Origin of the sequence: Thermus sp. (assembly GCF_037444525.1) — a bacterium.
Classification (GTDB): Bacteria; Deinococcota; Deinococci; order Deinococcales; family Thermaceae; genus Thermus.
In genome coordinates, this window is record NZ_JBBIMD010000004.1 from 18,848 (window position 1) to 33,029 (window position 14,182).

The 14,182-nt window shown below is 68.2% G+C and carries 13 protein-coding genes and 1 riboswitch; of the genes, 2 read left to right on the forward strand and 11 right to left on the reverse strand.

Features of this window, described 5'->3' with window-relative positions; translation table 11 throughout:
* Positions 1–68 precede the first annotated feature (68 nt).
* Positions 69–365, reverse strand: a complete 297-nt coding sequence (gene rpmB, locus WKI94_RS01050) for a 50S ribosomal protein L28 (RefSeq protein ID WP_337843920.1) — start codon at positions 363–365, stop codon at positions 69–71.
* 73 nt (positions 366–438) lie between these two features.
* Between rpmB and lspA the strand changes: the two genes are divergently transcribed.
* Positions 439–888, forward strand: a complete 450-nt coding sequence (lspA, locus tag WKI94_RS01055) for a signal peptidase II (RefSeq protein ID WP_337843921.1) — start codon at positions 439–441, stop codon at positions 886–888.
* Here the strand turns inward: lspA and aspC are convergent.
* Positions 885–2,033, reverse strand: coding sequence for an aspartate/prephenate aminotransferase (gene aspC, locus WKI94_RS01060; protein WP_337843922.1), 1,149 nt, complete (start codon positions 2,031–2,033; stop codon positions 885–887). The two genes, lspA and aspC, sit on opposite strands and share 4 nt — an antisense overlap.
* Before the next feature lie 76 nt (positions 2,034–2,109).
* Between aspC and WKI94_RS01065 the strand changes: the two genes are divergently transcribed.
* Positions 2,110–2,520 carry a hypothetical protein gene (locus WKI94_RS01065; RefSeq protein WP_337843923.1) on the forward strand — a complete coding sequence of 137 codons (411 nt, stop codon included), beginning with the start codon at positions 2,110–2,112 and terminating at the stop codon, positions 2,518–2,520.
* On the opposite strand, the gene WKI94_RS01070 is transcribed toward WKI94_RS01065, so the two are convergent.
* From WKI94_RS01070 to rpoC, 9 genes are all read right to left on the reverse strand, one after another.
* On the reverse strand, positions 2,497–3,195 hold the full coding sequence (locus WKI94_RS01070; RefSeq protein WP_337843924.1) for a glucodextranase DOMON-like domain-containing protein: 699 nt from the start codon (positions 3,193–3,195) through the stop codon (positions 2,497–2,499). The genes WKI94_RS01065 and WKI94_RS01070 overlap by 24 nt on opposite strands.
* Before the next feature lie 8 nt (positions 3,196–3,203).
* On the reverse strand, positions 3,204–4,403 hold the full coding sequence (locus WKI94_RS01075) for a gluconeogenesis factor YvcK family protein (protein ID WP_337843925.1): 1,200 nt from the start codon (positions 4,401–4,403) through the stop codon (positions 3,204–3,206).
* Positions 4,387–5,205 (reverse strand): RNase adapter RapZ, encoded by an 819-nt coding sequence (gene rapZ / locus WKI94_RS01080; RefSeq protein ID WP_337843926.1) that lies wholly within the window; start codon positions 5,203–5,205, stop codon positions 4,387–4,389. The genes WKI94_RS01075 and rapZ overlap by 17 nt, the downstream gene beginning before the upstream one ends.
* Before the next feature lie 4 nt (positions 5,206–5,209).
* Positions 5,210–6,688 (reverse strand): ABC transporter permease subunit, encoded by a 1,479-nt coding sequence (locus tag WKI94_RS01085; protein WP_337843927.1) that lies wholly within the window; start codon positions 6,686–6,688, stop codon positions 5,210–5,212.
* Between the two features lie 97 nt (positions 6,689–6,785).
* Positions 6,786–7,820, reverse strand: a complete 1,035-nt coding sequence (locus WKI94_RS01090) for a thiamine ABC transporter substrate-binding protein (RefSeq protein ID WP_337843928.1) — start codon at positions 7,818–7,820, stop codon at positions 6,786–6,788.
* Between the two features lie 15 nt (positions 7,821–7,835).
* A riboswitch (TPP riboswitch) is annotated at positions 7,836–7,929 on the reverse strand.
* Positions 7,930–7,937: 8 nt separating this feature from the next.
* The gene (locus tag WKI94_RS01095; protein WP_337843929.1) at positions 7,938–8,783 is read right to left on the reverse strand and encodes an alpha/beta hydrolase; all 846 of its coding nucleotides are present in this window, start codon (positions 8,781–8,783) and stop codon (positions 7,938–7,940) included.
* Positions 8,753–8,992: a hypothetical protein gene (locus tag WKI94_RS01100; RefSeq protein WP_337843930.1), complete on the reverse strand. Its 240-nt coding sequence runs from the start codon at positions 8,990–8,992 to the stop codon at positions 8,753–8,755. The genes WKI94_RS01095 and WKI94_RS01100 overlap by 31 nt, the downstream gene beginning before the upstream one ends.
* Positions 8,989–9,567 (reverse strand): class II aldolase/adducin family protein, encoded by a 579-nt coding sequence (locus tag WKI94_RS01105; RefSeq protein WP_337843931.1) that lies wholly within the window; start codon positions 9,565–9,567, stop codon positions 8,989–8,991. Before WKI94_RS01105 ends, WKI94_RS01100 begins: the two co-directional genes overlap by 4 nt.
* Before the next feature lie 33 nt (positions 9,568–9,600).
* On the reverse strand, positions 9,601–14,175 hold the full coding sequence (rpoC, locus tag WKI94_RS01110; protein WP_337843932.1) for a DNA-directed RNA polymerase subunit beta': 4,575 nt from the start codon (positions 14,173–14,175) through the stop codon (positions 9,601–9,603).
* Positions 14,176–14,182 lie beyond the last annotated feature (7 nt).

The window sequence follows — 14,182 nt, forward strand, 5'->3', positions numbered from 1 at the left end:
AACCTCCTGGGCCTTAGTGCCCAGGAGGGCTAAGCGCCTCGGTCCCCACGGGCCTTGGGGGAGGCTATCTAGAGGAGCTTCAGGAGCCGCTGCTTGATCTCCTTGGCGGAAAGCCCCTCCAGTTTAAGCCCCTTGGCCCTTTCCAGAAGCTCGTAGACCTTGGGAATGTGGCTCGTGGCCACGCGGAAGGTGATCTCTTGGCCCGCCACCTGGACACGGATCTTCTGGAGGTTGGGGTACTGGCGGCGCTTGGAGATGCCGGTGGTCTTCCGCCCCACGCCCCCTTCCCGCTTGGCCTTGCCCCGCCGCTGAATGGAGTTGGCCACGATGGGCCGCTTTCCGCTGATCTCACAGACCTTGGACATAGGAAACCTCCCCGCCCGAAGGCAAGCCCTTCGAGTATACCACAAGGAAACCCCTTTCCGGTAGACTCTCCCCATGCCCACGGTCCTGGTCCCCCTCCTCCTCGCCCTTGACCAGATTCTGAAGCTTTGGGCCCTGGAAAACCTCTCCCCTACCCCGAGGCCCCTCCTTGGGGACCTCCTCTACCTCACCCTGGTGCGGAACGCGGGGGCTGGGTTCGGCCTTCTGCAGGGCAAGGCCTTCCTCCTAGGCTGGGTGAGCCTCCTGGTGGGGGTCTTCCTCCTCTACCTTCTGGCCCGCCGGCGCTACCCCCTGGGCCTCACCCTAGGCCTCAGCCTGGTGGCCGCGGGGGCCCTGGGCAACGGCGTAGACCGCCTGGGCCGGGGCTGGGTGGTGGACTACCTGGACCTGGGCACCTCCATCCCCTTCATCGCCCAGTTTCCCGTCTTCAACCTGGCGGACGTTTGCGTAACCTTGGGGGCCCTCCTCCTCCTTGCCCCCAAACCCAAAAAGAGGCTCTTCTAAAGGAGCCTGGCGAAGCGTTCCAGGGCCTTTCTTAGGTTCTCCTCGCTGGTGGCGTAGGAAAGGCGCACATGGCCGTAGGCGGCGAAGTCCGTCCCCGGGACCACGGCCACCCCCACTTCCAGAAGCCTTTCCGCGGCCTGCACCTCGTCCTGGGCTATGGGGGTGGTGTCCAAGAGGACGTAGAAGGCCCCCTGGGGGCGGACGGCCCGAAGGCCCAAGGCGGATAGGCCCTCAAGGAGAAGGCCCCGCCGCCTCCGGTAGGCCTCCCGAGCGGCGGCGATGAAGGCCTGGGAGGCCTCGAGGTTGGTAAGGGCCTCCAGGGTGGCCCATTGGGCGATGGTGTCCGGGCTGGTGGTGGACTGGCTGGACACATCCGCCATGGCCTTGATCACCCCCTTGGGCCCGCAGGCGTAGCCGATGCGCCAGCCGGTCATGGCGAAGGCCTTGGCCGCCCCGTTCACCGTCACGGTGTGCTCGGGCGCCACCCGCCCCGGGGAGAAATGGGCCCCCTCGTAGATGAGGTGCTCGTAGATCTCGTCGGAGACTAGGTAGAAGTCGTGCTTTTGGGCAAGCCCGGCCAGGGCCTTCAGGACCTCCTCCGGGTAGACGGCCCCTGTGGGGTTGTTGGGGGAGTTCACCACCAGGGCCTTGGTGCGGGGGGTGATGGCCCTTTCCACCTCCTCGGGGTCGGGGACGAAGCCGGCCTCGGGGCGCGTCCGCACCTCCACCGGCACCCCCCCGGCGAAGCGCACCATCTCCGGGTAGCTTACCCAGTAGGGGGCCAGGACGATGACCTCGTCCCCGGGGTCCAGGATGGCCTGGAAGAGGTTAAAGAGGGCCTGCTTCCCCCCCACGGTGACGATGGTCTCCTCGGGGGAAACCTCCAGGCCGTTTTCCCGGCGGAACTTCTCCGCCAGGGCCTCCCGGAGCTCGGGGATGCCCGCAGGAGGAGCGTACTTGGTCTTCCCCTGGAGGAGGGCCCGCCGGGCGGCCTCCTTCACATGCTCGGGGGTGTCAAAGTCGGGCTCCCCGGCGGTGAGGGCCACCAGGTCCACCCCCTTTCGCCTAAGCTCCAGGGCCCGGGCGTTCACCGCCACCGTGGCCGAGGGCTTCATGGCCTGGACGCGTTGGGAAAGGCCGCGCATGGCTAAAGTATACCCGGCGATGCATGCTTTTTCCTTAAGGTCATTTGTCCCGTAGGGTAGACGCTACCTTAGAGGTATGGAGGTGGAGACCCGGAGGCGGCGCCACGCCCGCTACCTTCGCTTGGCAGCGGCCCATGCGGGGCCTCTGGGAATGGCCCTTCTCGGCCACCCCGAGCTCGCTCCCCTCTACCCCAAGGCCTACGGCGCCTGCCCGGGGGCGGAGGGCCTCCCCTGCGCAGGGGTGGGGGGGGAGCCTGGGGTCTGCCTGGTGCGCCGGCTGGAGCACCTGGCCCAAAGCGCCCTCAGGGGCGGGCTGAGACGCCGGGCCCAGGAGAAGGCCATAGTGGAGGGCCTCCTCCTCTGCGTGGCCCAGCTCAAAAGGGGCTTTCCCCGGGAGTTTCTGCCCGTGCTCTCCGCCACAGAGGCCGAGCTTCGGGCCGATCTGGAGTACCTGGAAGGGGCCCTAGCGGCGCAGGAGGAAGGCTAGCCCCAGGGAAAGGAGCCCGAGGGCGAAGGCCAGAAGGCTTTCCCGGCGGAAGGCAAAGCCCCCTTTGTGCACCGGGCGCAGAACCCCCGTCCGGTAGGCTTCGGCCTGGAGCTTGGGGTCTTTGGCCAGGAGGTCCACCACCGGGGGGCTACCGGGCGGGGCCATGAGGGTCCAGGGGCCCCCCTGGGGGCCCGTGGGCCTCAGGTACCAGGGGGCGAAGGGGTCAAAAAGGCCCACGGCCCCGTAGTAGCCGTAGGGGCCCGGGGGAAGGGAGGTTTCCACCTCCACCCACTCCCCCACCCTTCGGGCAGGCACCGCCCTCCTTTCCCCCTCAGAAGTCCTCTCCTCCGCCCCAAAGCCCGTGAGGAGGTAGGCCACCTCCCACCCCTCGCCTCCAGGGGTCCTTAGGCCCGTCCCCGAAAGCTCCTCCGCTCCGCCGGGGGCGGTGTCCAGGTAGAGGATCACCGTGGCCAGGCTGAACCCCAAGGGGCCCTCGAGGGGATTGGGGTAACGGGCGAGGCGCACCCGGAGGACCAGTTTTCCCTCCCGGGCCTCCCCGGCAAGGGCCAGGAGGTCGGCAAACCCCTCCCCCGCCTCCCGGTAGAGGGCCGCCTGGGGGTAGAGGTAGCCAAGGCCGTGGTCGTCGCCCAGGGGGTCTTGGAAGAGAAAGAGCACGCCCACCGTTATACCAGGTGGAGGAGGGCTTCCACCAGCTTTTTAGGGTCGTGCTGGGCCAGGGGGCCCTCCTCGCGGAAATCCCCCGTCACCACCCGTACCCCGTCCGCCTGGAAGGGCCGGGGGTCAAAGGCCACAGGGTAGCGCCCCTCCTCGGCGTAGCGCCTCAAGACCTCCTCGGGGATAGGGGCGGTGTGGACCAGGACCACCTCCGGGCGGCGGCCCAAGTGGTAGCTCACCGCCTTGTAGTGGTCGTAGGCGGTGTAGCTGTCCGTCTCCCCCGGCTCGGTCATGAGGTTCACCGCGTAGGCCAGAGGGGCCTTGGCCTCCTGGAGCGCCTTGCGCAGGGGGGCAGGGAGGAAGCTTGGGATGACGCTGGTGTAGAGGCTACCCGGCCCCAAGAGGATGAGGTCCGCCCGGCGGATGGCCTGGAGGGCCTCGGGCATGACCTCCTTGGGCTCGGGCAAAAGGGCCACCTCCCGCACCCGCCCCCCCGCCTCCCGCAAGGCCACCTCCCCCACCACCTCCCGCCCGTCCTGGAAGCGGGCGAAAAGGCGCACGGCCTCTGGGGTGGCGGGGAGGACCTGGCCCCTTAGGTTCAGGATGGCGTTCGCCTCCCGCACCGCCTCCGCGAAGTCCCCTGCCACCTGGTCCAGGGTGACCAGGAAGAGGTTGCCGAAGGTGTGGCCCTTAAGCTCCCCCCGGTCAAAGCGGTGGGCCAAGAGGCGGGGGAGGGCGGGGTGGTCGGAGAGGGCGGCCAAGCAGTCCACCAGGTCCCCCACCGCCGGGAGGCCGAAGGTCAACCTGAGCCTGCCCGTGGACCCCCCATCGTCCGTCACCGCCACGATGGCCGTGGCGTTGGCGGTGTGCTCCTTAAGCCCCTTGAGGACCCGGGAAAGCCCGGTGCCCCCCCCGAAGGCCACCACCCGGGGGCCGGCCTCGAGGCGACGGCGCACATAGACCCGCTCGGGCACCTCCTCGGGGATGGCGATGGCGGAAAGCATGCTCCGGTTCATGGCCCGCACCCCCCCCACGAGGAGGGCAAGGCCCAGGAGAAGGAGGGCCCAGGCCCACCCTCCAAGCCCCCAAGGGGGAAGGAGCTCCTTCAGGCCCAACCCGGAGAGGAAGACCCCCAGGGCGGCGAGGAGGGCGTAGCGCTTCACCCGCATCCCCGGGTAAAGCCAACGGAGGCTACTCCTTCTCCACATCCCGATGCACCACCTCGAGGGCGAACCGCCCGGAAAGCTCCTCCGCAAGCCGCTCCGCCACGGCCACACTCCGGTGCTTGCCTCCCGTACAGCCGATGGCGGCGGTGTAGGCCCTTCGGCCCTCCCGCCTGGCCCCTTCCGCCGCCAGACCCAAGGTGGTGAGGAGGGCGCGGTAGTAGGGCTCCAAGGCCTCCTGGAAGACGTAGGCCTTCACCCCGGGGTCCAGGCCGGTCCTGGGGCGGAGGAGGGGGTCGTAGTGGGGATTTGGGAAAGGGCGGACGTCCAGGACCAGGTCCGCCTCCTGGGGCACCCCCCACTTGAAGCCGAAGGAGAGGAGGCGGAGGAGGAACCCCCGTTCCTCCCCAAGGAAGCGGGCTAGGGCCTCCGTAAGCTCCCGCGGGGAAAGGTCGGAGGTGTCCAGGATAAGGTCCGCCCGGGCCCTAAGGGGGCTTAGGGCCTTCCTCTCCTCCCCGATCTCCTTGAGAAGGTTCCCGGCCCCCAAGGGGTGGAGGCGGCGGGTGAGGTTGAAGCGCCTGAGGAGGACCTCGGGCCTTGCCTCCAGGAAGATCACCGTGGGGCTAAGGGCGGCAAGGGCCGCTTGAAGCTCGTCCAGGAAGGTCCGGGCCCTCAGGTCCACCACCACCCCCGCCCGCTCCACCCCCCGGGCCTCTAGGCCCTGGTAAAGCCCCTGCCAGAAGGCGGGGGGGAGGTTGTCCACCATGAAGTAGCCCAGGTCCTCCAGGGCGTTTTTGGCCGTGGTCTTGCCCGCCCCGGAAAGCCCCGAGAGCACCAGAAAGCGCATGCCCTTAGCTTACCCGGGCCCGCCCCCGGTCCAGGAGGAAGAAGAGGAGGCCCGAAAGGAGGGCCAGAAGGGCCGAAAGGGCCAGGGCCTCCCTCCACGGGGTCTCCCCGGGGCGGCCCAAGCGCTCGTAGACCGCCAGGGTCAGGGTGGTCCACTCGGGCCGCCAGAGGACGAGGCTGGCCCCAAACTCCCCGAGAAGGGCGGCCAGGGCCAAGGCGAGGCCAGAGGAAAAGGCGGGAAGGAGAAGGGGAAGCTCCACCCGGAAAAAGACCCTTAAGGGCGTGGCCCCCAGGGTGCGGGCCGCCTGGAGGAGGCTTTCGGGAAGTGCCCTTAGGGAGGGGAGGAGGGCCCGGGCGAGGAGCGGGTAGGCCAGGAGGGCGTAGGCGGAAAGGAGAAGCCCCAGGGAGCCCCGAAGCGGGGGGTAGGCCACCAGGTAGCCGAGCCCCAAGGCCACCGGGCTCACCATGAGGGGGAGGAGGCCGAGGAGGTCCACCCCCCTGCTCCGCCGGGCGGCCAGGGCGTAGAGGAGGCCCAGGGGAAGGGCGAGAAGGAGGGCGAGGGCGGTGAAGCGGAGGGTGTTCCCCAGGGCCTGGGGGAGGGGCGTAAAGTCCTCCGAGGCCCAAGCGGAGCGGAAGGCCTCGAGGCGGAGCTCCAGAAGAAGGGCGAGGAGGGGGGCATAGAGGAGGAGGAGGGCCCCTCCCAGGAGGAGGAGGGCCCAAGGCCTCCGGTGGGGCCAGGGGCTTGGGGTGGGGGGTAAGGGGTGGGCGCGGAAGCGGAGGTGGAGGAAGGCGAAAAGGGCCAGGGTGAAAAGCTGGAGAAGCATAAGCCCCGCAGCCTCCCCCAAGGCCAGGCGGTGGGCCAGGAGGGTGTAGACCTCCACCTCCAAGGTGGCGTACCGCCCCCCGCCCAGGAGGAGGGGCACCCCGAAGGCGGAGAAGGCGTAGATGAAGATGAGGCTCCCCGCGGAGCCCAAGGCGGGGAGGAGGAGGGGAAGCCCCACCCGGAAGAAGGCCCTAAGGGGCGTGGCCCCCAGGGTGCGGGCCGCCTGGAGGAGGCCTTCCAAGGCCAGGAGGGTGGGGAGGAGGACCCTCAGGGCAAGGCCTAGGTTGTAGAAGACCGCGGCCCAGAGGAGGAGGAACAGGGTACCGTAGAGGTCCACGGGAAGAAGGCCCCGGGGCCCCGCCAGGGCCAGAAGGGCCAGGGCCACCACCGGGGTGGGGAGGACGAAGGGGAGAAGGGTGAGGGCGAGGAGGGCCTCCCGCCCGGGAAAGCGGTGGCGGAAGAGAAGGGCCAAGGGCAGGGCCAGGGCCAGGGAAAGGGCCGCGGAAAGGAAGCCGTACTCCAGGCTGAAGAGGTAGCGCCCCAGGTAGTAGGGGTTTTGGAGAACCCTGAAGACCCCCTCCCCCACCCCCAGGCGGAAGAGGGCGAAGAGAGGGTAGAAGAGGGCGAAGGCCAGGAAGAGGTAAAGGGGAAGGAAATTCAAAGGAGCACGCTCCTAGCGGAAAAATCCCCAAAAGAGTGGGGGAAAGGGGGCCACCGAGTGGTACTCCACCGAAGCGTTCGCTTCGGTGGAGTACCTCTTACCGCCGGGCCTTCCGCACCGCCTCGGGGCTTTGTCCTTGGAGGACCACCTTGGTCCACTCCTCAATCCAGCGCTCCCGCCCCTCCGCCATGCGCCTAGGGTCCAGGCGCACGCTGCCTAAAGGCTCAGGGGCAAAGCGGAAGACCTCGGGGAGCCTGGCGTCCCGCCGGGCGGGGTACATCCACATCTCCGTGGGCAGGTTCTCCTGGACAGGGCGGGAGAGGAGCCAGTCTATAACCTTGCGGGCGCCCTCCAGGTTCCTCGTCCCCTTCAGGATCCCCGCGAACTCCACCTGGAAGAAGGAAAGCTCCGGAAGGAGGTTCCCCGTGGGGGGCTCTTGGTAGCGCCCCTCGGAGTAATAGACCTCGGCCGCGGGGCTTGTGGTGTAGGAAACCACCAGGGGCCGGTCCCCCTTGTAGAGGCTGAAGTGGGTGTAGTAGGCCTCGCTCCAGCCCTTGGCCACCCGCACGCCCCCGTCCCGCAAGGCCGCCCAGAAGTCCAGGTACCCGTCCTCCCCGAAGCGGCCCACGGTGGCCATGAGGAAGGCCAGGCCAGGGGAGCTGGTGGCGGGGTTTTGCACCACGAGGAGCCTGGCGTACTCGGGCCGGGCCAGGTCCGAAGGGGTTTTGGGAAGGGGGCGGTTCTGGAAGTAGGCCTTGTGGTAGTTCAGGCTCACCCAGCCGTAGTCCACGGGCAGGGCCCGGAAGGTGGGGTCTAGGAGGAGCGTGGCCTTTAGGTTTCCGATCTCCGGGCTCCGGTAGGGCAGGAGGATATCCGCCTCCAGGGCCCGGGAGAGGAAGGTGTTGTCCAGGCCGTAGAGGACATCGGCAATGGGGGCATTTTTGGTGAGGATGGCCCGGTTTAAAACCTCCCCCGCGTCCCCCGCCTTGAGGATACGGAGCTTAAGGCCCGTCTGCCGTTCAAACTGGGCGATGAGCTCTTTGTTCAGGGAGAAGCTCTCGTGGGTGAGGAGCGTGACCTCTTGGGCCAGGGCCAAGGCCAAAAGGACCAGGAGCGAAAGGAGTTTTTTCATGGTAACCCTCCTGTCACCGGGAGGGCGTCACCTTCCCTACGCCGGCATTACCCGGATCAGGTTCCAAGGGTCTTTCTCAGCCCCCAAGGGGGCACCCCCGGTGACGGGACCATTCTATCAGGTGAGGCTTCCCACCAGGGCCCTAAGGGCCCGCCCAAGGGCGGCCTCAAAGGCCTCGGGGGCGTCTATCCAGGGGTAGTGGCCTGCCCCCGGCAGGACCTGGAGGCCCGCGGAGAGCCTTTCGGCCACCTCCTCCGCGTAAGGGTAGCTGGTGCCGTCCTTCTCCCCCACCAGGATCTCCACCGGGCGCCTCGAGGGGCGGAGGTAGGGGGTGTAGTCCAGGCGCCAGAGGCCGTTTTGGAAGAAGGCCAGGGCGGGGGCATCCGGACCCAGGATCCCCGAGCCCTCCACCACCCACTCGTACTCCATGCGGCCGTGGGGGGTGGGAAACATGAGCCGGTCAAAGAGGGCCTTGGGCTCCGCCCGCTCCAGGGCGGCCTTCAGGTTGGCCTCGGGGTCGGGAAGGGGGTCAAGCCCCGCGGCCTCGGCCAGCCGGGCCGCAAGCCAAGGGAAGCTCACCCAGGGGCCGAGGAGCAGAATCCCTTCCACCCCGGGGTAGCGGCGGAGGACCTCCAAGGCCACGATGGCCCCGAAGCCGTGGGCCAGAAGGCGGAAGCGCTCCAGGTCAAGGGCCTCGGCCAGGGCCAGGGTGTCCTCCACCAGGGCATCTATGGTGAAAAGCCTGGGGTCTGGGGGAAGCTCCAGGCTCCGGCCCGAACCCCGCTGGTCAAAGTAGACGGTGCGAAAAGCCCGGAGGTGCTCCCCCAGGCCCTCACGGAGGGCGTAGGCGTTCCCCCCAGGCCCCCCGTGCAGGACGAGAAGGGGGGGTGCCCTGAGGTCCCCCACGTCCTCCACGTAAAGCTCCGCTTCCCCTACGGGGATGTACCCGATCTCTTCCCGCATCCCCTATAGACTACCCCCTCCTTTAGGGTGAAGGCCCAAACCTTAACCCCGGGGAGAGCGCGGGCCCGGGCCAGGGCCTCCTCCCCCGCCCCCAGGACCTGGAGGAGGAAGACCCCTTCCCCCTCAAGAAGCCAGTAGGGATGGGGAAGGGTCCGGGCGAAGACCCTAAGGGCCTCGAGGTCCTGCCCCTCCACGAAGACGACCCTCACCCTTCCCTCCAGAGGCGGCTATAGAGGAGGATGGCCGCGGACTCCTCCAGGGTGGTGAGGAGGCTAAAGGCGTGGAGGAGGGCCTCCTCGGGCTTTTCCTTCTCCGAGCGGGCGAAGGCCCCATGCCCCCTTAGGAGACAGGCCGGGCGGCGCTTCAGGGCCTCCGCCACCGCACGGGCGGCCTCCTCCGTGGCGGAAAGGGTCTTGGGGGCGAGAACGGGGACCTCCTCCAGGTAAAGCTGGCCCTCGAGGTCCAGGGGGACGAGGGTTTCCAGGTGCAGGGAAAGGGCCACCGCCACCCGGGGATGGGCGTGGACGATGGCCCTGGCCGCCGTGTCCCGGTAGACCGCCCGGTGGATGACGCTCTCCACGCTGGCCCCCCGGGGGATGGGGCCATCCAGGGGCACCTCCAGGAGGTCCTCCGGCGTGAGGTGGGCCTTCTGCACCCCGCTTCGGGTGATGAGGAACCCCTCCTTGGTGCGCACGGAGAAGTTCCCCGCGGTGGCGGAGATGAGCCCTTGGGCGAAGAGGTCCTCCCCCACTTGGCGAAAGGTGGAAAAGAGCTTGGCCAGCATAGGAAAGGGGCGGCCCGCAGGCCGCCTTGGGGGCTAAAGGGCCTTCCCTGGCTGCTCCCGGCGCGCGGGGCGGCGGGCCGGGCGCTCCCGGGCCTCCACCGCCTCCTTGCGGGCCTCCTCCAGGGCCTTCAGGGTCTTGCTGTCCACTACCTGGGTGAAGCGGACAAAGTCCGAGCCCGTGCCCGCGGGGATCAGGCGGCCCAGGATGACGTTTTCCTTGAGGCCGATGAGCTCGTCCTTCTTCCCGGCGATGGCCGCCTCGGTGAGCACGTGGGTGGTGTTCTGGAAGCTGGCGGCGGAGAGCCAGCTTTTGGTGGAGAGGGCGCTCTTGGTGACGCCCATGAGGAGGGGTTTCCAGGCCACGGGGGTCTTGCCCTCGGCGATGAGGCGCTCGTTTAAGGCCTCCACGTCCCAGCGCTCCAGGACCTGGCCCTCCAGGAGGCGGCTATCCCCGGGGTCCGTGACCTCCACGTACTTGAGCATCTGCCGCACCACGATCTCAATGTGCTTGTCGTGAAGCTTCACCCCCTGGGCGCGGTAGACCTTCTGGATCTCGTCCACCAGGTAGCGCTCCACCGCCTCGGGGCCCTTGGCCTCGAGGAGCTGGTGGGGGTCAATGGCCCCGCGGGTGAGGGGCTGGCCGGCCTCCACGTAGTCCCCGTCCTTAACGAGGAGCCGGGCCTCCTTGGGGAGCTTGTACTCCTTGCTGAACCCCTCGGACTCCACGAAGACGGAAAGCTTTTCCTCCGTCTCCTCAATGCGCACCACCCCGTCGATCTCGGAGATCACCGCCTTGGCCTTGGGGCGGCGGGCCTCAAAGAGCTCAATCACACGGGGCAGACCCTGGGTGATGTCCGTGCCCGTGGCCACCCCGCCGGTGTGGAAGGTGCGCATGGTGAGCTGGGTGCCGGGCTCGCCGATGGACTCCGCGGCCACCACCCCCACCGCCTCCCCGATGGACACGGGGCGGGCCATAGAGAGGTCGTAGCCGTAGCACTTCTGGCAAACCCCGTAGCGGGTCTGGCAGGTGAGGGGGCTCCGCACGGGCACCTCCTGCACCTCCCCCGCCTCCGCGGCCCGGATGAGGAGGTCCACGTCCTCCAGGGTGAGGTACCGCCCCTCCCCCAGGACCTGGCCTAAGGCCCGCACCTCCCGGGCCAGGACCCGCCCGTAAAAGCCGGACTCAATGTCCGAGCGCTTGCGCAGGCGGCGGGTGCGGGTCACCTCGTCGGGCTGGAAAAGGGGCACGCTGATGTAGTTGGTGGTGCCGCAGTCCGCCTCCCGGACCACGATCTCGTGGGCCACATCCACCAGCTTGCGGGTGAGGTAACCGGAGTCCGCGGTGCGCAAGGCGGTGTCCGCCCCGCCTTTGCGGGCCCCGTGGCTGGAGATGAAGTACTCGAGGACGGTAAGCCCCTCGCGGAAGGAGGAGCGCACCGGCACCTCAAAGGTCTCCCCCGAGGGCTTCTGCATGAGGCCGCGCATGCCGCAAAGCTGGCGGATCTGCTGAGGGTTACCCCGGGCCCCGGACTGGGCCATCACGTAGAGGGGGTTGAAGGGGTAGTTCTCCTCAAAGTTCTTGAAGACCGCCTGGGTGACCTTCTCCGTGGTCTCGGTCCAGAGCTGGATCACCTGGTCGTAGCGCTCCCGGTCGGTGAGGAAGCCCATCTCGTAGGCCTGCTCAATCTGCATGAGCTTCCGGTCGGCCTCCTCCAGGTACCTCCGCTTCTCCTCCGGGATGACCGCGTCGTCAATGCCGATGGTGATCCCACTGGTGGTGGAGAGGGTGAAGCCGTAGTACTTGAGGGCATCCAGAAGCCGGGCGGTCTTCTCCACCCCAAGCCGGAGGAAGGAGCGGTAGACCAGGTCCTTCAGGGAGTTCTTCTCCTGGGGCACATCCAGCTGGATGAGCTCCTGGGCCACCTTCTCATCCCCCACCGCCTCGGCCACGATGCGGGCGAAAAGGATCCGGCCCGGGCTCGTCTCCAGCCTCCGGCCCATGTAGCGCACGGTGACCACGTCCTGGAGGTCCAGAAGGCCATGGGCCACCGCCAAAATGGCCTCGTCGGGGTTGGCGAAGACGAACTTGAGCCGCCCCACGCTGGTCTCCTGGCCCGCCACCTTGATGGGGGCGTTCAGGGCCACCTCCCCCCGCTCGTAGGCCTGGAGGGCCTCCTCAGGAGTGGCGAACTCCAGGCCCGCCCCCTTCTTCTCCCGCCGCACCTGGGTGATGTAGTAAAGCCCCAGGATGATGTCCCGGCTGGGCTTGGCGATGGGCTCGCCGGAAGCCGGAGAGAGGAGGTTGTGGGCGGAGAGCATCTGGATGCGGGCCTCCGCCTGGGCAAAGGAGGAAAGGGGCACGTGCACGGCCATCTGGTCGCCGTCAAAGTCGGCGTTGAAGGCCTCGCACACCAGGGGGTGGAGCTGGATGGACTGCCCCTCCACCAAGACGGGCTGGAAGGCCTGGATCCCCAAGCGGTGGAGGGTGGGGGCCCGGTTTAGGAGGACCACCTTGCCGTGAATGACCTCCTCCAGGGCATCCCAAACCTCGTCCTTGATGTCCCGCTGCCTTTCCAGCATGCGGCGGGCCGCCTTGACGTTGGCGGCGATGCCCTTCTCCTCCATCTTCTTGAGGAGGAAGGGCTTGAAGAGCTCCAAGGCCATGCGCTTGGGCAGGCCGCACTGGTGGAGCTTGAGCTGCGGGCCCACCACGATCACCGAGCGGCCCGAGTAGTCCACCCGCTTGCCCAGGAGGTTCTGGCGGAAACGGCCCTGCTTGCCCGAGAGGATGTCCGTGAGGCTACGGAGGGGCCGGTCGGAACCGGGGTTGGTCACCGGGCTTCCCCGGCGGCCGTTGTCCAGGAGGGCGTCCACCGCCTCCTGGAGCATGCGCTTCTCGTTGCGGATGATGATCTCCGGGGCCCCCTGGGCCAGAAGCTTCTTCAGGCGGTTGTTGCGGTTGATGAGGCGACGATAGAGGTCGTTGAGGTCGGAGGTGGCAAACCGGCCCCCGTCCACCTGGACCATGGGGCGGAGGTCCGGGGGCAGGACGGGGACGGCCTCGAGGACCATCCACTCCGGCCGGTTGCCGGAGTCCAGGAAGGCCCGCACCACCTCCAGGCGCTTCCTGGCCTTGGCCCGGCGGGCCCGGGAGGGGTGCTTCATCTCCTCCAAAAGCTCCGCCTCCAGCTTCTCCAGGTCAAGCTCCTTAAGAAGGGCCTGGATGGCCTCGGCCCCCATGCGGGCGTCGATATCGTAGGACTCCACCACCCGCACCACGTTGCGGATCAGGTCCACCTCCACCCGGCCGTGGATCTCGCTCTTCACCCGGCCGCCATCGGCCAGGATGTCCCCGGGGGCCACCCGGTCCCCGGTGGTGACCTCCACGTCGTCCTCAAAGGGATAGAGGCGGGCCTTCATCACCACGATGCTGGCGGGCTCGTGGAGGTGGACGATGCCCTCCGCCTCGGCCACCACCTCCTCCTCAGGGTCAGTGGCCGCCACCACCCTTTCGCCCGGCATCACCCGCGCCCCCTCGGGGACGACCACGTTCATGTGGGGCGTGATGGGGTAGTCCTTGGGCTCCGTCCACTCCAGGAAGAAGGTGAGGTAGACCGTCTCCCCTTCCTCCTCGGCCTCCACCTCCTTGGCCGCCACGTGGCGGGGCATGCGGAGAAGGCCCTTCGCCTCCGCCAAGGGCTGGCCCCGCTCCACCACCTCCCCGTGGACCACAAGGGGCTCCGCCCCCACGGGGAGGAAGTAGCGGACCACCACCTCCTCGCCCTGGCGCAGGAGGAGGAGGTGCCCCTCCTCGCCCAGGGGCAGGACCTCCACCACGCCCTCCTCCTCCGCGCGGAAGAGGTAGGGCTCGGCCAGTTCCGCCACCACCTCCCCCGGGCGGTAGGCCTCCTTTTCCACCCAGGCGGAGAGGGGGATGCGGAGGCCCGCCCGCTCCTTCCTCAGGTACTCAATGCGCACCCGGCGGGGGAAGCGGTAGAGGGCCACCCCATCCATGCGGCTCACCACCCCGGGGGCCAGCTCCTGGCCCTTCACCACCTCCTCCCCATCCTTCACCAGGGCGTCCACCCCAGTGGGGATGGGGTAGGTCTCCTGCTTGCCGTAGCGGAGCTCCCGGTACTCCTCATCGGTGAGGAGCTGTTTCTTGGCCACGGGGATGCCGTTTAGGACAGCCCCCTTGGGGTCCAGGACGATGTACTTGCTGAAGTAGAGGACCTGCTCCAGCTCGGTGGCCGAGAGGTCCAGGAGGGTGCCGATCTTGGAGGGCACGTCCTTCACGTACCAGATGTGGGCCGCGGGGGTGGCGAGCTCAATGTGGCCCATGCGGTAGCGGCGGACGATGCTCCTCGTCACCTCCACCCCACACCGCTCACAGACCTTGCCCTCAAAGCGCTGGCGCTTGTACTTGCCGCAGGCGCACTCGTAGTCCTTGGTGGGGCCGAAGATGCGCTCGTCAAAAAGCCCATCCCGCTCGGGCTTGAGGGTGCGGTAGTTGATGGTTTCGGGCTTCTCCACCTCCCCGTAGCTCCAAGAGCGGATCCTTTCCGGAGAGGCCAGGGCAATGCGGACCTTGCGCACTTCCTTTTTCATCCTTCCT

Bases quoted from the DNA above. Each gene is read 5' to 3' on its own strand.
- WKI94_RS01075 (WP_337843925.1), bottom strand. From the start codon at position 4,403: ATGTGGAGAAGGAGTAGCCTCCGTTGGCTTTACCCGGGGATGCGGGTG.
- WKI94_RS01095 (WP_337843929.1), bottom strand. From the start codon at position 8,783: ATGCGGGAAGAGATCGGGTACATCCCCGTAGGGGAAGCGGAGCTTTAC.
- rapZ (WP_337843926.1), bottom strand. From the start codon at position 5,205: ATGCGCTTTCTGGTGCTCTCGGGGCTTTCCGGGGCGGGCAAGACCACG.
- rpoC (WP_337843932.1), bottom strand. From the start codon at position 14,175: ATGAAAAAGGAAGTGCGCAAGGTCCGCATTGCCCTGGCCTCTCCGGAA.
- WKI94_RS01065 (WP_337843923.1), top strand. From the start codon at position 2,110: ATGGAGGTGGAGACCCGGAGGCGGCGCCACGCCCGCTACCTTCGCTTG.
- rpmB (WP_337843920.1), bottom strand. From the start codon at position 365: ATGTCCAAGGTCTGTGAGATCAGCGGAAAGCGGCCCATCGTGGCCAAC.
- aspC (WP_337843922.1), bottom strand. From the start codon at position 2,033: ATGCGCGGCCTTTCCCAACGCGTCCAGGCCATGAAGCCCTCGGCCACG.
- lspA (WP_337843921.1), top strand. From the start codon at position 439: ATGCCCACGGTCCTGGTCCCCCTCCTCCTCGCCCTTGACCAGATTCTG.
- WKI94_RS01090 (WP_337843928.1), bottom strand. From the start codon at position 7,820: ATGAAAAAACTCCTTTCGCTCCTGGTCCTTTTGGCCTTGGCCCTGGCC.
- WKI94_RS01105 (WP_337843931.1), bottom strand. From the start codon at position 9,567: ATGCTGGCCAAGCTCTTTTCCACCTTTCGCCAAGTGGGGGAGGACCTC.